Origin of the sequence: Enterococcus dispar ATCC 51266, assembly GCF_000406945.1 — a bacterium.
GTDB lineage: Bacteria > Bacillota > Bacilli > Lactobacillales > Enterococcaceae > Enterococcus_C > Enterococcus_C dispar.
Genome location: NZ_KE136354.1, coordinates 449,448 through 469,293 on the forward strand (window position 1 = coordinate 449,448; position 19,846 = coordinate 469,293).

A 19,846-nucleotide genomic window follows, 5' to 3' on the forward strand; every position below is an offset into this window, starting at 1 on the left:
TAAATAGTGTGGTGGCGATAGCGAGAAGGATACACCTGTAACCATGCCGAACACAGAAGTTAAGCTTCTTAGCGCCGATTGTAGTGAAGGGTTTCCCTTTGTGAGAGTAGGACGTCGCCACGCGGTTATTCCGGCATAGCTCAGTTGGTAGTAGCGCATGACTGTTAATCATGATGTCGTAGGTTCGAGTCCTACTGCCGGAGTTCTCAATTATTTGAGGAAAGAGTATTGAGCTTCTTTCACTCTGGAGAGTTGTCCGAGAGGCCGAAGGAGCATGATTGGAAATCATGTAGATGGCTAACGCTGTCTCAAGGGTTCGAATCCCTTACTCTCCGTATTCTGACTGGTCCGTTGGTCAAGTGGTTAAGACACCGCCCTTTCACGGCGGTAACACGGGTTCGAATCCCGTACGGATCATTAAAATTTAACTGGGGGTTTAGCTCAGCTGGGAGAGCATCTGCCTTACAAGCAGAGGGTCAGCGGTTCGAACCCGTTAACCCCCATATAGTGTGGTCCCGTAGTGTAGTGGTTATCACGCCTGCCTGTCACGCAGGAGATCGCGGGTTCGAGTCCCGTCGGGACCGCCATTATAAATTTTAAATTGGCTCGGTAGCTCAGTTGGTAGAGCAATGGATTGAAGCTCCATGTGTCGGCAGTTCGATTCTGTCCCGCGCCACCATGGAGGAGTAGCGAAGTGGCTAAACGCGACGGACTGTAAATCCGTTCCTTAGGGTTCAGTGGTTCGAATCCACTCTCCTCCATTTTCTTTAATAGGGGCATAGTTTAAAGGTAGAACAGCGGTCTCCAAAACCGTTAGTGTGGGTTCAATTCCTGCTGCCCCTGCCATTAATTTATTACGGCGATCGTGGCGAAGTGGTTAACGCACCGGATTGTGGCTCCGGCACTCGTGGGTTCGATTCCCATCGTTCGCCCTTTATATTGGGGTATAGCCAAGCGGTAAGGCAAGGGACTTTGACTCCCTCATGCGTTGGTTCGAATCCAGCTACCCCAGTTGATTTCTCTTGAAATCATATCTGTTATAATAGTATAATGGCGCTATAGCCAAGTGGTAAGGCAGAGGTCTGCAAAACCTTCATCACCGGTTCAAATCCGGTTAGCGCCTTAGTACTACTAATACGTTATACATGCCGGCGTGGCGGAATTGGCAGACGCGCTGGACTCAAAATCCAGTGCCCTCACGGGCGTGCCGGTTCGACCCCGGCCGCCGGTATAAAAAGCTAAGATGTTATTTCATCTTAGTTTTTTATTTGAAATTAAATAGCACGATGGCGATCGTGGCGAAGTGGTTAACGCACCGGATTGTGGCTCCGGCACTCGTGGGTTCGATTCCCATCGTTCGCCCTAATGAAGACTCAGCAAAATTTGTTGGGTCTTTTTTTGCTATTTTACTATTGAATATAGTGTACTTTGACCTCGTTATTATAGGAAATATTAGTAGGAATCAGTTATAGATATTGTCTTAAAACTGTCCAATTTATTTTTGTTTTAAAGTATTTTTTGTATTAAAATGACAAGGATAGATTAGACGAAAGAAGGAAAAATAATGAGTGATACACAAGAGACTCTCAAAAAAATTAATAAGTTTCGCGATGAAAGAAATTGGCGTCCTTTTCATAATGAGAAAGATTTAGCATTATCAATTTCGTTAGAGGCTAACGAATTACTAGAAATATATCAATGGAAAACTTCTGAAGAAGGAAATCTTGAGCAGGAGCATTTAAAAGAAGAAATAGCAGATGTGCTAATTTACAGTTACATGTTGGCTGATAATTTAGGTTTTGATATTAATGATATTATTGCTGAAAAGCTAGACAAAAACGCTATTAAATATCCGAAACCTACTAAATAATAATGTAAAAAGACAATGGGTACAGATTCAAACTAGTAACCCATCACAGAAAGTGATATAGTATTTCTGAATATCTTTGAAGGGAGTTATTTGATGAAATATCAAAAACCAAAAGGAACCATGGACATTTTGCCAGGTAGTTCTGCTAAATGGCAATATATAGAAGATACTGCGCGCAAGGTCTTTGGTGAATATAATTTTAGAGAATTACGGACGCCGATTTTTGAACACTTTGAAGTCGTAGCCAGAAGCGTTGGGGAAACAACAGATATCGTAACAAAAGAAATGTATGATTTTTATGATAAGGGAGAACGTCATATTACTTTGCGTCCAGAAGGTACAGCACCTTTAGTTCGTAGTTATGTAGAAAATAAATTATTTGGACCAGAATACGTGAATCCTTTTAAAGGATATTATATGGGACCAATGTTTCGATATGAACGCCCACAAGCTGGCCGGTTGCGTCAATTTCACCAAATTGGCGTTGAAGTTATTGGTAGCAAAAATCCCGCTACAGATGTAGAAACGATGGCAATGGCATTAGCTTTCTATCAACAACTTGGTGTGAGTCATGTGAAGCTGGTCATTAATACTTTAGGCAACAAGGAAAGTCGCATGCGTTATCGCGATGCTTTGATTACGTATTTGGAAACTGTGGAAGAGCAATTAAGTGAGGACTCTAAACGAAGACTACATCAAAATCCATTACGTGTATTGGATAGTAAAGATAAAAAAGATAAAGTAATTGTGGAAAAGGCGCCCTCTATTTTAGATTATTTAGATGAGTATAGTGCTACTTTCTTTAATGAAGTAAAAGGAATGCTAGATGCTTTAAATATTCCTTATGTAGTGGATCATCGTATGGTACGTGGGCTAGATTATTATAATCACACCGTTTTTGAAATTATGAGTGAAGCAAAAGGATTTGGCGGTGTTTTAACTACAATTTGTGCTGGCGGTCGTTATGATGGCTTAATTAGCGAGTTTGGTGGTCCAATTGAAAAAGATACAGGATTTGGTTTTGCATTAGGTATAGAAAGAGCGCTGATTGCTATTGAAGCAGAAGGAAAGGAAATACCTGTCGATGAAAGTATCGACGTTTACGTAGCTTGTATGGATCAATTAGGAAATGTTTTGGCACAAGCTGTAGCGCAAAGTGCACGGCATGCCGGATTAATCTGTGAAAGAGATGTTGATTTTCGCAAGCTGAAGGCACAATTCCGTACGGCTAATCGATTAGGAGCAAAATTAGTCGTGGTAATTGGAGATAATGAAGTAGAAGAGCAAAGAGTGGTTATTAAAGATATGGAAAAAGGAACGGAAGAAAAAATTGCAGTTTCGGATTTAGATAACTACTTTAAAAATTATATAAATTAATAAAAAAGGCGCCACGTCAATATTGGAAACTGTTGACGTGGCGCCTTTTTTATTTAGCTACGATAAAAGCGAATATTATCTTCAATTTTGGTGAGACTAAAAGATAATTCGTCTTCAAAAGTAGTTGTTGCATCGTAATCAACAGTTTCTTTAAACATTTCTTCATAAGCAGGAATGCTTAATTTTATTCGATTTGCTAATAAATCTTGGTGATAATCTGGTAATAGGTGTTTTTTATAGTCTGGTTGGAGTGTACCGGTGAAAAATTGTGAAACTGCTCCTGAACCATAACTGAAAAGACCTAGTTTGTCCCCTGGACGCAAGAATGTACTGTTTTCTAAAAGTGAGATTAGGCCTAAGTATAAAGATCCCGTATAAAGGTTTCCTACCTGACGACTATAGGTAATGCTTTCTTCATAACGTGCTAATAGCCGCTCTTGATCTGGTTGTGTTGCTTGTGGTAAGACAGATTGTAACGCTTTTCTCCCCATTTTAGTGTAAGGAATATGAAAAGTCAGTGCGGCAAAATCAGCAAAACTTTTTTGATACAATTCTTCATAGCGAGTATAAACTTTTTTAAACGAATTAATGTAAGTTTCATTAGATAAAGGACCGTCAACTAAAGGATAAGTATGGCCTGTTGGTCGCCAAAAATCATAAATATCCTGAGTTAAATTGACTGTATCATCACTTAAAGTTAAAATTTTTGGTTTACTACTGATAATCATAGCGACAGCACCAGCACCTTGCGTTGGTTCCCCGCCGTTATTTAAACCATACCGTGCGATATCAGCAGCGATAACGAGTGCTTTACTTTTTGGGTGAAGTCGAATGTGATTTTTTGCAGCCTCTAATCCAGCAGTTGCTCCATAGCAGGCTTCTTTAATTTCAAATGAGCGCGCAAATTCTTGAATGCCCAAAAGACGGTGTAAAACGACCGCGCTGGCCTTTGATTCGTCAAAACTAGATTCGGTTCCTACGATAATTAAATCAATTGCGTCTTTATCTTCTTGGGTTAAAATTTTGCTTGCGGCATTAGCCGCATAAGTAACAATGTCTTGACTACTTGGTCCAATTGCCATTTGCGACTGGCCAATCCCTATTAAGTATTTACCAGGATCAACATTACGTGCATTGGCTAACTCCGCCATGTCAATATAAAAAGGTGGTACAAAAAAGCTGATTTTATCTATTCCAACATTCATAAACAAACCCCTATCTTGATAATTTCTCTTTGGATGTGTTACATGCGTAGTCACATTTGCTCTTATAAGGTAGCACAAAAAAAGCATTTTGACGAAAAAATTATTTTATAATTTAAAGTTTATTTAAACTTTGATTTATAAATGGTCAGAATTAGTTAAGGTTGTTTTTTTTTTATCGCAGAAATGATATATTTCCTAGTGGAGGTGCTACATTTGAAAAGAGTAGTCATTGTTGCTGCCTTGCGCAGTCCGATTGGAAAATACAAAGGGGCTTTATCCCAATATAGTGCCGTAGAATTAGGTACAAAAGTGACAGAATCTTTATTAACACGTTATCCAAAAGTAAAAAAAGATATTAAACAAGTGATATTTGGTAACGTTTTACAAGCGGGAAATGGTCAGAATGTGGCCAGACAGATTAGCATTAACAGTGGCTTATCTTATGAAGTTCCTGCGACCACCGTCAATGAAGTTTGTGGATCAGGAATGAAAGCTGTTATTATGGCTTGGCAAAGTCTGCAGTTAGGTCAAGGAGAAGTTGCAATCGCTGGTGGTACTGAAAGTATGACCAATGCACCACAACTTCGTCATTTTAATTACGAGACAAATGAATATGGGGAGCCATTATCAGCGATGATTGTTGATGGTTTAACCGATTCATTTAGTCACAAGCATATGGGACTTACTGCTGAAAAAGTTGCGGCAGATTTTCAAGTTTCACGTTTTCAACAAGATGAATTTGCCGTCTTTTCTCAAAAAAAAGCGGCAGAGGCACAAGAAAAAGGCGATTTTACTGCTGAAATCGTACCCCTTCCAACCAAAACAGGTATGATGGTACACGATGAAGGAATTCGAGCAGATAGTTCTATTGAAAAATTAAGTCAGTTACGTACCGTTTTCAAAGAAAACGGTACCGTGACGGCTGGAAATGCATCGACTATTAATGATGGGGCATCTGTTTTATTACTGGCTACAAAAGAATATGCCGATAGCCATGACTTGTCCTATCTAACAGAAATTTGTGGATTTAGTGAAGTTGGTATTGATCCTGCTATTATGGGAGTGGCACCTATTAAGGCTGTGACAGAATTATTAACTGCACAAGAAAAGACTGTTGCAGATATCGATTTATTTGAAATTAATGAAGCTTTTGCCGCTTCTTCTGTGGCTGTAGAAAAAGAATTGGGCTTAGATCGCAATAAAGTGAATCCATATGGTGGGGGGATTTCTTTAGGGCATGCGATTGGTGCCACTGGTGCCCGACTATTGACGACTCTTAGTCATCAGCTCCAACAAGAAGATAAAAAATATGGTGTGGCTTCTTTATGCATTGGTGGTGGTCTTGGGCTAGCGATGTTACTAAAAAGTCCAAATAAAGATGATAGAAAAAAAAAATTCTATCAGATGACACACACTGAACGTCTAGACAAATTGCAAATTGAAGGGAAAATTACGGCTAGTCAGTCTGCAGAATTACAAAATACGGCATTAGATTCTACTATTGCCAACCATATGATTGAAAATCAAATTAGTGAAACGCAAACGCCAATGGGACTAGCGGTAAACTTAGTGGTAAATGACAAAGAATATACTGTTCCTATCGCAACCGAAGAGCCTTCTGTAATTGCTGCTTGTAGTTATGGTGCAAAAATGGCCGGTAATTTTACGACGGTAATTAAGGAACGGTTAATGCGAGGACAAATTGTTTTTTATGATGTAAAAGATATAGAGACATTGAATAATTGGCTTGAAGACAACCAATCCTTGCTTATTAAGGTTGCAAATGATAGCTATCCCTCAATTGTTAAGCGAGGAGGCGGACTAAAAGAAATTAGTTGGCGTCAAATTGAAAATTATCTTTCAATTGATTTTAAAGTAGATGTAAAAGATGCTATGGGAGCAAATATTGTAAACGGCATATTGGAAGGTGTGGCCACAAAACTTCGCAACATTTTCCCAGAAGAAAATATTTTATTTAGTATCTTAAGTAACTTAGCAACTGAATCTTTAGTTGAGGTGAGTTGTCGCGTTCCTATTAGTAATTTGGCTAAAGGAGGGGATGGCCAGGCTGTCGCTGAAAAGATTGTTGTTGCTGCTGATTATGCTAAAAAAGATCCTTACCGCGCTGCTACGCATAATAAAGGAATTATGAACGGTGTGGATGGGGTTATTTTGGCGACTGGCAATGATACCAGAGCCGCAGCTGCAGCTATCCATGCTTTTGCGGCTAAAAATGGCCAATATGAAGGATTAAGTGAATGGCAATTAAACGGCGATTCTTTAGAAGGTCGTTTAGTTTTACCATTGGCCTTGGCAACAGTTGGTGGGGCAACAAAAGTCTTACCAAAAGCCCAGGTTGCTTTAAATATTTTAGATGTGGCAGATGCTAAAGAATTAGCCTCTCTTGTTGCTGCTGTTGGCTTGGCTCAAAATCTAGCTGCGTTGCGGGCTTTAGTGTCAGAAGGGATTCAAAAAGGTCACATGGCCTTACAATCGCGTTCTTTAGCAATGACTGTTGGCGCTAAAGGTAGTGAAATTGTTGCAGTTAGTCAAGCTTTGCAAAAAGAAGCGACGATGAATCAAGCAATTGCACAAAAGATTCTAGAGCAGTTGCGTAATGATTAATTTTCGCTAAAATTGAAGTAATGTGATTAAAAAAAGAGCAGGTCATTTAAATGACTTGCTCTTTTTTTAGGTAACAGTGTCTATCATCAACTAGCTCTCTAGGGCAGTAAGTCAAAAATTGGGAGAATTGAAGAACAATTCTCCCGATTTCGTCTTATTATTTGTGAGCCAAACGTGTTTGTTTAGCTTTTCTTACTAACGGGCAGAAACTGCCGTTGCCGCAAAAGCTTCAATAATTGGAATAACTTCTGTTTTTAATTTGTATTTTCTATCCAAGGCTTTTTCAATTGTAAATGCATCACTATCTTTTGCAATAGTAGCCAATAGACGTTCTTCTTTGGGTGTTTTTTCCACTACTTCATAGTTGTTTTCAGTAGTTTTAACTGCAAATTTAGGAAAGTTTTCAATATTGGCAACAAACTTAGAGAGGGGCATTTCTTCCTGACTATCCTTGTCGGTGTCATCTTTTTCAGCTGCCGCCTTTTCAGCTTCTTTTTTCGGTACGTTTTTTTCGGCAGGCTTATCTTCGACAACGTCTTCTTTGCTGTCTTGGACAGTGGTACTCGATAGTCCTTGTGGCAAGTTAGGCTGTAGATAAGAAGCGATACTATCAGCTAAGTTTGTACTGAAACGGTCTAACAATCCTGCTTCTTGTTTTTGGATTCGTTTCACAACCGTATTGAAATTTTCATCCATTGGCACAGTGAACTGTTGAACTTGCTGTCCATTATTAAAAGCTACAGTCATATCATCTTTTTTCTTAGGATCGATGAAGATGTCCAATGCTAAATTGTAATCTCTTTTAGCTTTCAAAACGATTTCGTTAAATAATTGTAAACGGACTTGTTCAAAGTTAGGACGAAACTGTTTTAATAATTTTTGTTTTTGTTTCTTCTTCATAAATATCTCCTTTACTGAGTTGAGTTCTTTATGATTATAAGAAAAGTTAACGGAAATGAAAAGCAATAATGTAAAAAAAGTGAAAATAAAGGCAAGGTTTGCCAATTTTGAAGCAAAATAGGACAAACAATGCCTTTATTTTTATTTCATTCCCGGTAAAATCAAGATTAAATTACTATTTTTTTCAAATACAACCGGATAACTATGAAAAGTGGTATAAATTGGTGCTGTAAAATAATCTGTAATAGCTTTTTTAAATTGTGTATCGTCCCAATTTCTAGCAGGAAAGTGTTGGATCTTTTCTGGCCAAACTAAAAAAACAAAATCGGGATTAAGAGCATTTAAAATAGCAGATGGTAATTTCTGCAGGCGTTTTTGCACGGTTTCTTCTACCATCTTAGAAATTTGCGGTGTCTGGGTTTTTCGCTTTTCCTACAACCCCATCCAAATTATCAATAGCGGACATTTCTTCTGTCGTTAATTCAAAATCAAAAATCTCGCTATTTTCTTTAATCCGATCAGCATGGACAGATTTTGGTAATGGCAAAAAGCCGTGTTGCAATGACCAGCGTAGTGCAACTTGGGCAACTGACTTATTATGTTTGGCTGCAATTTCTTGCATTTCAGGAACACTAAAGATTTTACCTGTTCCAAGAGGACTATATGCTTCTAACAAGATATCGTGTTCTTGGGCATATTTAACCACTTCCGGTTGTAATTCTCCTGGTGCTAAGAAAACTTGATTTACTTGCGGCATGATTTTAGCTGTTTTCTTTAATTCATCGAGGTGATGGGGTAAGAAATTGCTGACGCCAATCGCTTTAATTTTACCAGCTTCGTATAATTCTTCCATCGCTTTCCACGTTTGAGCATTGGCTTCTTGCCAATTATCTCTAAATGTCACGGGATTTGGCCAATGAATTAGGAATAAGTCAACATAATCTGTATCAAGCTCTTTTAATGATTGAGCGAAACTTTCCATCACTAAATCATAACTGTGGTTTTCATTCCATAATTTTGTTGTTAAAAAAATTTCAGAACGAGGTACGCCACTGTCTTTGATGCCTTTTCCAACACTCTTTTCGTTATGATAACCTTGTGCGGTGTCAATATGACGGTAGCCTGCTTCTAAAGCAGCTTTAACGGATGCAACAGCAACGTCACCGTCAGGAGTTTGCCAAGTGCCAAACCCGACTTTAGGGATTGTAACGCCATTTGCCAGAGTATAAGTTGATGTAAGATTTTCCATCTTTAAAGCCTCCAATTCTTTTTGTTACTATTAGTGTAGCGTAATTGCTGATTTTTTTCTTTTATTTTGTTTTTAGTAAACAAATTCAACACTTTGCAGTATAATCAGCACCAGAAAAGAGGCAACTTCAATGAAAAAAAGATATTGGCTGCTAACTAGTTTAGTACTGGTCATATTTATTATTATTATTGGCTGGCGACTAGTAAAAAGACCTTTACCAGACAAAGCTAAAGATACAACTACAGTGTCGAGCATTTTGGTGCAAAGTAATCCTTTGGTAAAAGCAGATATTAAGCAAATGGTGAATAAAGAGCATTTTAAAGGGGTGGTGTTGGTAGTCAAAAATGGTGTGGTTATCAACCGTAGTGCATACGGTTATGCAGATTTTGGACGCGTAAAAAAAAATAATATTCGTTTGGCATATCCCATTGCTTCTTTGCAAAAATTTATGACCGGTAGTCTGATTGCACAATTAGTAGCTGCAGGAAAGCTTTCTTATGATACCAAATTAGCAGATTTTTATCCCAATCATCCAGAACTAGCGAATATTAAAATTCGGCAGCTCTTAGACCATACTTCAGGAATTCAAATGGCTGAAAGTAATCCTGGCAAGCTCTTGGGCTTAGAAGAAGACCAATTAAACTATGTTTTAAGTGAAATTAAAGTGGGCGAAGATCAAAGTTTTCAATACACCAATGCCAATTATACTTTATTATCTGGTGTCATTAGTCAGGTGACAGGAGAAAAGTATGAAACTGTTCTGCAAAATAAAATTATTACCCCTTTGCACTTGAAACGTACTTTTTCTTGGGAAAAGCGTCCGCCAAAAATGACATTACCCATTGCATATCGTTATGAAGATGGTAAAGACTATCAAGATGATGCTTTTCACGCAGATAAAGAATTGTTTTCTAGCTTGCTTGGGGCGGGAAATTTATTTATGAGTATTGATGATATGTTGAAAGTCCAAGAAGGCTTAACAAATGGGAAAATTTTAACGAAAAAAGAGTATAAGCAGCTGGCACAAGTGGAAAATGCGGGATATGCTGGCGGAATTTGGCATGATGAAGGATTAAAAAGTATTCACGGATCACTAGGAGGATACGATACTTTTGTTTATGGAGATGAAAGTAATCGAAATTTAGTCATCCTCTTTGCAAATCAACCTGCAATAGACGGTGATGAACAACTAGCTACAGACATCTATAATTTCACAGTGGCCTTTTCAAACGAATAAAAAATAGAGAAAAAACTTGTCTTTTCTCTATTTTTTTCGGTACACTAAACCAGAACTTTAATTTAAGAAAAGAGCGAAATAAATGGATATCTATTTAAAAAAAGCAATCTTACACATCATTGATCGTCAAAGTGGCGATCCGGTTTATTCTCAGATGGAATTAGACTTAACGACAGAATATATTCGTGACTATTTAACCAAAAAAATTCAAAAATTAGCGAGTGCGCAGACCAAAACAGGTAGTCTAGTGAGTGGCTCGGCCTTTGAAGTATTGGCAAGCCAGGCACAAGGTGATTTTGTTCAAGTATCAGAACAATTAGTCGCTCGGTGGTATGATATTTACAGTCAAAGTGAAGATGCGCCGAGCGCTGATGTTTTTGTGGTTTTATATGAGCTGGATACAAAAATGCAATTGGCCTTTTTAAAGGTGAATTATAATGAGGGTTTTACACATTTTGTTGATGCGTCAGAAAAGGGATTAAATAATCAACTTATTATTAATCGGGCAATCTTAGCTGGTAAAACCCAAAAAGCAGATGAGGGAATCACTCTGGATTTAACAGATATGGTCTATGAATTAATTGAAAAGAAGTATACTTTTTCAGGAGAAAAAGGGTTCTATTTTTCGACTCGAGTAATTGAGAGTCAGCCAATCCCATCATTGGAAGAAAATGTTAAAGTCATAAAAAAAGTAGCTGAAAAAATCGGCAAAAAATACGAAGCCGCTAGCCACGATATTGTGGCAGATGTAAAAGATGCGGTCTACGAAGCAATTGAAGAAAAAGGACAACTAGAGGTCAAAGAAGTTGCACAGAAAGTTTTTAAAGACAATATTACGGCCCAAATGGCTTTTGAAGAAGAAGTAGTAGAAAAAGGCTTTGTCAATCAAGCACCACTTTTAAGAGAAGTAAAAGAGATTACCGAAAAGAAATACAGTAAGCAAAAATTGAAGCTTTCCAATGGTATTGAATTGATCGTACCTTTAGATGTCTATCGTGATCCTAATTTAATTGAATTTACGAATAATCCAGATGGCACAATTTCGGTCATGATTAAAAATGTAGAAGATGTGATAAATCGTTTGTAGTAAAAATAAAGAAGCTGTCCTTTGGAATTGACAGCTTCTTTATTTTTCCAAAGAGTTAACCGCTGTCTTTAGCTGTTCTTGATATCTGCCTTAATGAATGAAAACTTTACGGCAATGAGAAAATTTCAAGAAATTCGCAGAGCAATTTAGCAAGTTTTCGTCTTATTGCAGAAGAGCTGAGGGAATCGGTTTCGATTATTTGAGGAATAAACTGCAACTTAAGAGAAGCCAAGACATATCTTTTGACTTTGACTAAAATTGACCTATAATAAGAGTCAGATAAGAACTTATAAAAAGTAAGCAATTTACAAGCGTAAATTTTTTACAATTGTAAGGAAAAGTCTATAATAGATATCAGAGAGTCAGCACTGTTTGACCCGCTGATAATAATTATTGGAGGTTTTATTAATGGCAAAAGAACATTACGACAGAAGTAAACCACATGTTAATATCGGGACCATCGGACACGTCGACCATGGTAAAACGACATTAACTGCCGCAATCACGACTGTTTTAGGTAAAAAAGGATTAGCAAATCCACAAGATTATGCAAGTATTGATGCTGCACCAGAAGAACGTGAACGTGGGATTACTATTAACACTGCACACGTTGAATATGAAACAGAAAAACGTCACTACGCTCATATCGATGCACCAGGGCACGCGGACTATGTTAAAAACATGATTACCGGTGCGGCACAAATGGACGGGGCAATTTTAGTTGTATCTGCAACTGATGGCCCAATGCCACAAACACGTGAACACATTTTGTTAGCTCGTCAAGTAGGGGTTAAATATTTAATCGTCTTCTTGAACAAAACAGATTTAGTTGATGATGAAGAATTATTGGAACTAGTTGAAATGGAAGTTCGTGAATTATTAAATGAATACAATTTCCCTGGCGATGATATTCCTGTTATTCGCGGATCTGCTTTAAAAGCATTAGAAGGCGATCCAGAACAAGAAGAAGTAATTATGAACTTGATGGATACTGTGGATGAATATATCCCAACTCCAGAACGTGACAATGATAAACCATTCTTGTTACCAGTGGAAGATGTCTTCACAATTACTGGTCGTGGTACTGTTGCTTCAGGTCGTATCGACCGTGGTAAAGTCAACGTTGGTGATGAAATTGAAATTATCGGAATTAAACCAGAAACACAAAAAGCTGTTGTAACCGGTTTGGAAATGTTCCGTAAAACTTTGGATTATGGTGAAGCTGGTGATAACGTTGGGGTCTTATTACGTGGGATTACTCGTGATGAAGTAGAACGTGGTCAAGTATTAGCAAAACCAGGTTCCATTACACCGCATACCAAATTTAAAGGTGAAGTTTATATCTTAACAAAAGAAGAAGGTGGACGTCATACTCCTTTCTTTAATAACTATCGTCCTCAATTTTATTTCCGTACAACTGATGTGACTGGTAACATCGCATTACCTGAAGGAACTGAAATGGTAATGCCTGGTGATAATGTAACAATTGAAGTTGAATTGATTCATCCAATCGCCGTTGAAAAAGGGACTACTTTCTCAATTCGTGAAGGTGGACGTACAGTTGGTTCAGGTATGGTTACTGAAATCGAAAACTAATTTTAGTTTCTTTGAAAGATACGCTGCAAATTTGCAGCGTATCTTTTTTGTTTGAAATTTTCTACCATGGTTTTCTGCAAATCACCATTTTCTAAATGATATTCAAATGGGAAGTCGTTTCATAGTGAGTTGTTAGTAATTTTTACATTTTAACAATAATTATTTATTTAATATAAAATACATTTGTAATCAAAATTGTGAGGAAAGTGACATAAATTATTTATCATTTGTATTGTGAATGTACTTATATCACAATGTTTTGCTATGATCGTTATGAATCCAGGAGAGGAACATTAAAAAAAAATTCAAAATAGTGGTTGCGGTTTCAAAAACAGTGTGCTATATTACTGTGTATAAAAGGCATGTGACTGGTAATGCAGGCAGGACCTAAATAAGTTGTAAAACTATTCCTTGGGATTAGTCTATTTTACTGCTTATTTAGTTCCTGCCTTTTTTGATTTTAGTGGCCACTAAATCATTCCATCTTAATCAGGAAAGAGGAAAGAAAATGGATTATAAAAAAACTGCAAAAGAAATTGTAGAATTAATTGGTGGTAAAGAGAATGTTGCACACTTAGAACATTGTTCAACACGCCTACGCTTCACGTTAAATGATGATAGTAAAGCAAATATAGCTGGTTTGGAGCAAACTGAAGGCGTAATCGGTGTAAGGCAAAATGTTCAATGCCAAGTCATCATCGGAAATGACGTAGTAGAAGTTTATGACGAAGTAGTTTCATTAATAGGAGGGAGCCTTGGGACAGCTAGTGCACCTAAGAAAAAACAAAAATTAAGTAGTGTTTTACTCGATTTTATTATTTCAATTTTTCAACCACTAGTCCCAGCAATCGCTGGTGGAGGAATTTTAAAATCATTACTCCTCCTGGCTTCTATTTTAGGATTAATGAGTGATAAAAGTGAGACTTATCAGATTCTGAATCTAGTGGGTGGAGCTCCTCTATACTTCTTACCAATTTTAGTTGCAATGACGACAGCTAATAAATTGAAAGTCAATCAATTAGTAGCCGTTTCTGCTGTGGGTGCATTGATTTTACCAGAAATGACCGCCATGTTAGCAGAAGGTACCAACTTTATGGGAATTGGACTGGAAAATATTGCGTATGCTTCACAAGTATTTCCTGCCATTTTGACTGTTCTATTCTATGCACAGCTAGAAAAATTAGTTACTAAATTTTCTCCCAAACCAATTCGCATTTTCTTTGTACCAATGATGAGTTTACTCATCACAGTTCCTATTGCTTTATTGATTTTAGGCCCATTAGGATATAATGTTGGAGCAGCTTTTTCAACCGTTATTGTGAGTTTGTATAATCATTTTGGTTGGGTAGCAACTGGCTTGCTAGCAGCAGTGTTACCGTTAATGGTTGTGACTGGGATGCACAAAGCCATGATTCCTTATGCGGTATCTTCCATGAGTGAACTGGGTGCAGAATTACTCTATTTGCCAGCTTCTTTAGCTCATAATATTTCTGAATCCGGCGCGTGTTTTGCTGTAGCATTAAAAACGAAAAATGCTAAGTTACGTTCAACTGCTATTTCTGCTGGTATCTCAGCACTGTTTGGGATTACAGAACCTGCTTTATACGGAGTAACTATTTTGAATAAAAGAGTACTGTACAGTGTCATGGTTTCTAGCTTAATTGGTGGTGCCTTTGCCGGTATTACAGCTATTAAAGGATTTGCCTTAGTTGGACCTGGTATCGCAAGTATCACCATGTTTGCGGATAAAAACAATGGTATGAATTTAGTGTGGGCCTTTGTCACAGTGGGAATTTCCTTTGCCGTATCATTTATTTTTGCGCTAGTCATGTATAAAGACAAAGTTGTAGAAGAAAAGGTAGCAGAAACAGCTATTAATTTAGGCGATACCGTAGTGTCAAGTCCCGTTGCAGGTCGTGTGATTCCGTTATCAGAAGTAAAAGATGAAGTCTTTTCTTCTGGTATGGTAGGTAGTGGCGTAGGCATTATTCCAGAAGAAGACGTCCTTGTGGCGCCTGAAGATGGTGAAATCACGATGGTGTTTGAAACACACCATGCGTTAGGTTTAAAAACTAGTAATGGTGCAGAAATCTTGTTCCACATTGGTATTGATACCGTTCAGTTGAATGGGGAAGGTTTTGAAACATTTGTTAAGCAAGGTGATAGGGTTACAAAAGGGCAACAACTTATTGCCTTTAATCGTCGCTTGATTAAAGAAAAGGGATATGATGACACAATCATTTTTGTGGTAACAAATCAGGATAAATATGAAGTGAAAGCCTTAAATAATCAGGCACAAGTAAGTAATCAAACAGATTTATTGGCGATTGCCAGCCTATAAGAGAGGAAGTATACGATGACAAAAACACAATTTCCAGAAGGTTTTTTATGGGGCGGTGCCATTGCCGCAAACCAAGTAGAAGGTGCTTGGAATATCGATGGTAAGGGGATGTCAGTTGCTGATGTTGCTTCTTATAAACCCCATGTAGATAATAAAGACTATGCAGCTCATACACATATTACGCTCGAAAAAATTGAAGAGGCAATCGCAGACCAAACCGATACATGGTATCCTAAACGTCGCGGTATCGATTTTTATCATCACTATAAAGAAGATTTAGCCTTGTTTGCCGAAATGGGCTTTAAAACGTTACGATTATCTATCGCGTGGTCGCGCTTATTTCCCACAGGAGAGGAACTGACACCAAATGAAAAGGGAATCGCGTTCTATATAGAAATATTTAAAGAAATGCGTCGTTTGAATATTGAACCAATCGTGACACTTTCCCACTATGAGATGCCTTTATCATTAGCAATGAACTATAATGGCTGGGCAGATCGCCGTGTGATTGATGATTTTGTACGCTTCGCCAATGTTTGTTTTGATCACTTTGGTGAATACGTCAAATATTGGCTGACGTTCAATGAAATTGATAGCATTCATCGTCATCCTTTTACAACCGCCGGTATTATTGATGAAAAATCGCCTAAAGGATTAGAAGAACAGACTGTTTACCAAGCGCTGCATCATCAATTTGTGGCCAGTGCCTTGGTTACAAGAGATGCGCATCTAAAAATTTCCGGTTCGCAAGTAGGATGCATGTTAACAAAACTCATGACTTATCCACTAACTTGTGCCCCAATCGATGTGGAATTAACATTGAAAAAAAATTTGGAAAATAATTTTTATGCGGATGTGCAAGTATTTGGCGAATATCCTAAAATGATTCTGGCTGATTTGAAGAGACGCAACATTCAGATTGAAATGGCAGAAGGTGACACGGAAGTCTTGAAAGAGCATACAGTGGACTTTATCACGTTTAGCTACTATATGTCGATGGCGGAATCTGGTGATCCAAATGCAGAGCGAACACCCGGTAATACAGTCCTTGGAGTGAAAAACCCTTACTTACCATCTACTGAGTGGGGTTGGCAGATTGACCCTAAAGGTTTAAAAATTTCCTTGATTGAATTATATGACCGCTACCAGTTGCCACTAATGATTGTAGAAAATGGTATGGGGGCTATGGACGTGGTTGAAAATGGAAAAATCCACGATCCATATCGCATTGCGTATTTTAAAGCGCATTTTCAACAAATGAAAGAAGCTATTGATGAAGGTGTTGACTTAGTAGGTTATACTAGTTGGGGTCCTATTGATTTAGTTAGTGCAGGTACATCACAAATGTCTAAACGTTATGGATTCATCTATGTTGATGCCGATGATGAAGGACACGGTTCCTATAATCGTTATAAAAAAGATTCTTTCTATTGGTATCAAAATGTTATTAACACGAACGGTGCTTCATTAACTGAGTAATAAACAAAGGAGAACAAAAATGCCGACTATCAAAAAAGTACTGAATTCTAGTGTCATTTTGATTGATGACCAAGGAAAAGAAAAAATTGCCTTGGGTAAGGGAATTGGTTTTGGACGCAAAGTGGGGGAACCTGTCTCAATGGACAGTGTCGATCAAGTTTATTTACCTATCGAAGATCAAAAAACGACACAAATCTTGGAGATGGTCGGCGATATTCCTTATGAATTTTTTGACTTGACCCAACGGATTATCAAAGAAGCTGAAAAAAGCCTAAATAAGAAACTAAATGCTTCTATTTATTTAACATTGACGGATCATCTAAATTTTGCGGTGGAGCGTGCGCAAGAGGGAATGACGAATGCGAATCGTCTATATTGGGAAATAAAAAACTATTATCCTAGTGAATTTGAAATAGGAAAGAAAGCAGTTGCGCAAATCAATCAAGAGTTTAGGATTACGCTACCTAAAGAAGAAGCAAGTAATATTGCCTTTCACTTAATCAATGCCCAATCTGGAAATACGGAAGCAGGGGATGGCTTCAAATACGCCAAGATGATTGGTGGGATTGTCAATATGGTACGCTATTCGATTCAAAAAGAAATCAATACTGATTCGATTCATTATACGCGCTTTATTACGCACGTTCGTTTTTTTGTAGAACGTTTTTACCAGCATCATCTTTTACAAGAAGACAATACAGAATTAGCTGAGCAGATGTGGATTATTTACCCTTCAGCTATGGAAGTTGCGACTAAAGTAAAAGAATACATTGAAAAAGTCTATAAAGTCTCTATTCCAGAAGATGAGGTGGTCTATTTGGCCGTTCATATTAATCGTCTGATGAAATATACAGAGTAGCTATTTACGGAATGAATACAGTAATTTTAAAACTAATTTGATGAACGAGATACCAATTGGTAAAGAGAAACACTGAAACGAATGGAAAGTTTCAGTGTTTTTTTGCTCAAAGTTTATTTGATTCTAGTAAGAGTCTTGAAAAATCAAATTTAGCTATAAGAAGACGATTATTTTGATTTTCGATAGAAGATATTCCTACATAATCTACGTTTCATTTTTTGTGCATATATTTCTTTGAGTTATTTTTAAATTATCAATTTTTTATCATAGTTATTTATATTCCATAATAGAGGGATAAAATAGATTACATAAAGCTAAAAACTAAAAAGAACACATTTTAAATTGTGAATTTTCGTGTTAAAATGCCAAAGATATGTGTTAAACGAGAGGAGTTGCCTAAAGATGACAATTCAATGGTTCCCCGGACACATGGCAAAAGCCAAACGGGAAGTTACTGAAAAATTAAAGTTTGTGGATATTGTTTTTGAATTGGTGGATGCAAGATTACCATTATCTTCACGAAATCCATTATTAGATCAAATTCTACAGCAAAAACCACGATTAGTGATATTAAATAAAGCGGATTTAGCCGATCCAGAGCAAACCCAAAAATGGCAAAGCTATTTTGAAGCCAAAGGTTTTGCTGCCTTAGCAATGAATTCGTTAGAAAATCAAAGTACGAAAAAAATTGTTGCCAAAGCCAAATCCGTTTTAGCAGCTAAACGAGCTAAAGATAAAGCGCGAGGCATTAAACCGCGATCCATTCGCGCCATGGTAATTGGTATTCCAAACGTTGGCAAATCAACTTTAATGAACCGTTTAGTTGGTAAAAAAATTGCGCAAACGGGAAATAAACCAGGCGTGACAAAAGGACAACAGTGGTTACGTTCTGGCAGTGAATTGGAATTATTAGATACTCCAGGAATTTTGTGGCCTAAGTTTGAAGACCCGGAAATTGGGAAGAAACTGGCTTTATCTGGGGCGATTAAAGATCAATTACTTCATTTAGATGACATTGCTTTATACGGGTTGGACTTTTTCACTCGGTATTATCCTGGCCGGGTAGCCAAACGTTATCATTTAGAGCTGGCGGATGAACAGCTTCCCTTACCAGAGTTACTCATGCGAATCACAGCAAAAAGAGGATTTCGTGATGATTTTGATCGGGGTAGCGAGTTGATCGTGGTTGAAATCCGGCAAAATAAATTGGGATCCTTTACATTAGATCGTTACGAAGAAGTAGGAGTTTTAGATGAAAGCAGAAGCAATTAAAGATATCAAAATGAAATTAGCAAAACTATCAGATTCTGATGCCCCTTACCTGAAAATTTTAGCGGATGATGAAAGGATGGGCGTTCAAAAATTATTGCAACAATTTTATCGCCGTTTGGAAAAAGAGCAAGCACTGAAAGATAAGTATATTGAAATGACTTGTTTTGAGCGTGACTTATATCAACATGGGCACCGTTTTGTAGCGGGAATTGATGAAGTTGGCAGGGGACCTTTGGCTGGGCCAGTTGTGGCAGCTGCAGTAATCTTGCCTCCTGATGTGCAAATTTTAGGTTTGAATGATTCCAAACAGTTATCCGCTAAAAAAAGAGCGCAATTGTATACTGAAATTCAAGAAAAAGCTGTTACAGTGGGAATTGGTGTAGTAGATCATGAAGAAATTGATCGCATCAATATTTTACAAGCGAGTAAAAAAGCGATGCTACTCGCTTTGGAGGATCTCACTGTTGCGCCCACCCATTTATTGGTAGACGCAGTAAAGTTAGATTGTGATACCCCACAAGATAATCTCATTAAGGGCGATGCACGTTCGGTTTCCATTGCTGCAGCTAGTATTATTGCCAAAGAAATGCGAGACAATTTGATGAAAGAATACCATCAAATTTATCCATATTATGCTTTTGATAGAAATGCTGGTTATGGCACAAAAGATCATTTAATTGGTTTAGCAAATCATGGTGTTTCACCAATTCATCGTAAGAGCTTTGCACCCGTGAAAAATTATTTATAAC

General features: G+C 37.6%; 15 protein-coding genes, 13 tRNA genes and 1 rRNA gene. 25 read left to right on the top strand and 4 right to left on the bottom strand.

Features of this window, described 5'->3' with window-relative positions; all coding sequences use genetic code 11:
- Positions 1 to 7 precede the first annotated feature (7 nt).
- The 16 genes from rrf (at position 8) to hisS (ending at position 3,247) form a co-directional block, all read left to right on the top strand.
- A 5S ribosomal RNA gene (rrf, locus tag RK01_RS02230) occupies positions 8 to 123 on the top strand.
- Between the two features lie 6 nt (positions 124 to 129).
- A tRNA-Asn gene (locus RK01_RS02235) sits at positions 130 to 203 on the top strand.
- Between the two features lie 43 nt (positions 204 to 246).
- Positions 247 to 335: transfer RNA gene (locus RK01_RS02240), tRNA-Ser, on the top strand.
- A gap of 10 nt (positions 336 to 345) precedes the next feature.
- Positions 346 to 417: transfer RNA gene (locus RK01_RS02245), tRNA-Glu, on the top strand.
- 13 nt (positions 418 to 430) lie between these two features.
- Positions 431 to 503, top strand: a tRNA-Val gene (locus RK01_RS02250).
- 8 nt (positions 504 to 511) lie between these two features.
- Positions 512 to 587 (top strand) — tRNA-Asp (locus RK01_RS02255).
- A 16-nt stretch (positions 588 to 603) separates the two neighbouring features.
- A tRNA-Phe gene (locus tag RK01_RS02260) sits at positions 604 to 679 on the top strand.
- Between the two features lies 1 nt (position 680).
- Positions 681 to 761 (top strand) — tRNA-Tyr (locus RK01_RS02265).
- 11 nt (positions 762 to 772) lie between these two features.
- Positions 773 to 846: transfer RNA gene (locus RK01_RS02270), tRNA-Trp, on the top strand.
- Between the two features lie 13 nt (positions 847 to 859).
- Positions 860 to 932, top strand: a tRNA-His gene (locus tag RK01_RS02275).
- Positions 933 to 940: 8 nt separating this feature from the next.
- Positions 941 to 1,012: transfer RNA gene (locus tag RK01_RS02280), tRNA-Gln, on the top strand.
- A 40-nt stretch (positions 1,013 to 1,052) separates the two neighbouring features.
- Positions 1,053 to 1,123: transfer RNA gene (locus RK01_RS02285), tRNA-Cys, on the top strand.
- A gap of 24 nt (positions 1,124 to 1,147) precedes the next feature.
- A tRNA-Leu gene (locus tag RK01_RS02290) sits at positions 1,148 to 1,231 on the top strand.
- A 58-nt stretch (positions 1,232 to 1,289) separates the two neighbouring features.
- Positions 1,290 to 1,362 (top strand) — tRNA-His (locus RK01_RS02295).
- A gap of 202 nt (positions 1,363 to 1,564) precedes the next feature.
- Positions 1,565 to 1,870: a nucleotide pyrophosphohydrolase gene (locus RK01_RS02300; RefSeq protein ID WP_016171676.1), complete on the top strand. Its 306-nt coding sequence runs from the start codon at positions 1,565 to 1,567 to the stop codon at positions 1,868 to 1,870.
- A gap of 93 nt (positions 1,871 to 1,963) precedes the next feature.
- On the top strand, positions 1,964 to 3,247 hold the full coding sequence (gene hisS, locus RK01_RS02305; protein WP_016171677.1) for a histidine--tRNA ligase: 1,284 nt from the start codon (positions 1,964 to 1,966) through the stop codon (positions 3,245 to 3,247).
- A gap of 53 nt (positions 3,248 to 3,300) precedes the next feature.
- On the opposite strand, the gene RK01_RS02310 is transcribed toward hisS, so the two are convergent.
- The gene (locus tag RK01_RS02310) at positions 3,301 to 4,452 is read right to left on the bottom strand and encodes a hydroxymethylglutaryl-CoA synthase (protein WP_016171678.1); all 1,152 of its coding nucleotides are present in this window, start codon (positions 4,450 to 4,452) and stop codon (positions 3,301 to 3,303) included.
- Between the two features lie 213 nt (positions 4,453 to 4,665).
- On the opposite strand from RK01_RS02310, the gene RK01_RS13440 reads away from it, so the two are divergent.
- Positions 4,666 to 7,077 (top strand): hydroxymethylglutaryl-CoA reductase, degradative, encoded by a 2,412-nt coding sequence (locus tag RK01_RS13440; RefSeq protein WP_016171679.1) that lies wholly within the window; start codon positions 4,666 to 4,668, stop codon positions 7,075 to 7,077.
- Positions 7,078 to 7,272: 195 nt separating this feature from the next.
- Here RK01_RS13440 and RK01_RS02325 read toward each other — a convergent pair whose 3' ends face one another.
- The 3 genes from RK01_RS02325 to RK01_RS02335 form a co-directional block, all read right to left on the bottom strand.
- On the bottom strand, positions 7,273 to 7,977 hold the full coding sequence (locus RK01_RS02325; RefSeq protein WP_016171680.1) for a hypothetical protein: 705 nt from the start codon (positions 7,975 to 7,977) through the stop codon (positions 7,273 to 7,275).
- Between the two features lie 141 nt (positions 7,978 to 8,118).
- Entirely contained in the window at positions 8,119 to 8,373 is a 255-nt protein-coding gene (locus RK01_RS02330; RefSeq protein ID WP_244874948.1) for a hypothetical protein, read from the bottom strand.
- A 1-nt stretch (position 8,374) separates the two neighbouring features.
- The gene (locus RK01_RS02335; RefSeq protein ID WP_016171682.1) at positions 8,375 to 9,226 is read right to left on the bottom strand and encodes an aldo/keto reductase; all 852 of its coding nucleotides are present in this window, start codon (positions 9,224 to 9,226) and stop codon (positions 8,375 to 8,377) included.
- Positions 9,227 to 9,356: 130 nt separating this feature from the next.
- Between RK01_RS02335 and RK01_RS02340 the strand changes: the two genes are divergently transcribed.
- The 8 genes from RK01_RS02340 (at position 9,357) to RK01_RS02375 (ending at position 19,845) form a co-directional block, all read left to right on the top strand.
- Positions 9,357 to 10,463 carry a serine hydrolase domain-containing protein gene (locus RK01_RS02340; RefSeq protein ID WP_016171683.1) on the top strand — a complete coding sequence of 369 codons (1,107 nt, stop codon included), beginning with the start codon at positions 9,357 to 9,359 and terminating at the stop codon, positions 10,461 to 10,463.
- A gap of 82 nt (positions 10,464 to 10,545) precedes the next feature.
- Positions 10,546 to 11,550: a nucleoid-associated protein gene (locus tag RK01_RS02345; RefSeq protein WP_016171684.1), complete on the top strand. Its 1,005-nt coding sequence runs from the start codon at positions 10,546 to 10,548 to the stop codon at positions 11,548 to 11,550.
- A gap of 408 nt (positions 11,551 to 11,958) precedes the next feature.
- On the top strand, positions 11,959 to 13,146 hold the full coding sequence (gene tuf, locus RK01_RS02350; RefSeq protein ID WP_016171685.1) for an elongation factor Tu: 1,188 nt from the start codon (positions 11,959 to 11,961) through the stop codon (positions 13,144 to 13,146).
- A gap of 508 nt (positions 13,147 to 13,654) precedes the next feature.
- Positions 13,655 to 15,487, top strand: coding sequence for a beta-glucoside-specific PTS transporter subunit IIABC (locus RK01_RS02355; RefSeq protein ID WP_016171686.1), 1,833 nt, complete (start codon positions 13,655 to 13,657; stop codon positions 15,485 to 15,487).
- 15 nt (positions 15,488 to 15,502) lie between these two features.
- On the top strand, positions 15,503 to 16,966 hold the full coding sequence (locus tag RK01_RS02360; RefSeq protein ID WP_016171687.1) for a glycoside hydrolase family 1 protein: 1,464 nt from the start codon (positions 15,503 to 15,505) through the stop codon (positions 16,964 to 16,966).
- Positions 16,967 to 16,985: 19 nt separating this feature from the next.
- Positions 16,986 to 17,825 (top strand): PRD domain-containing protein, encoded by an 840-nt coding sequence (locus RK01_RS02365; RefSeq protein WP_016171688.1) that lies wholly within the window; start codon positions 16,986 to 16,988, stop codon positions 17,823 to 17,825.
- 402 nt (positions 17,826 to 18,227) lie between these two features.
- Positions 18,228 to 19,097, top strand: a complete 870-nt coding sequence (ylqF, locus tag RK01_RS02370) for a ribosome biogenesis GTPase YlqF (RefSeq protein WP_016171689.1) — start codon at positions 18,228 to 18,230, stop codon at positions 19,095 to 19,097.
- Positions 19,078 to 19,845 carry a ribonuclease HII gene (locus RK01_RS02375; RefSeq protein WP_016171690.1) on the top strand — a complete coding sequence of 256 codons (768 nt, stop codon included), beginning with the start codon at positions 19,078 to 19,080 and terminating at the stop codon, positions 19,843 to 19,845. The genes ylqF and RK01_RS02375 overlap by 20 nt, the downstream gene beginning before the upstream one ends.
- Position 19,846: the final 1 nt, after the last annotated feature.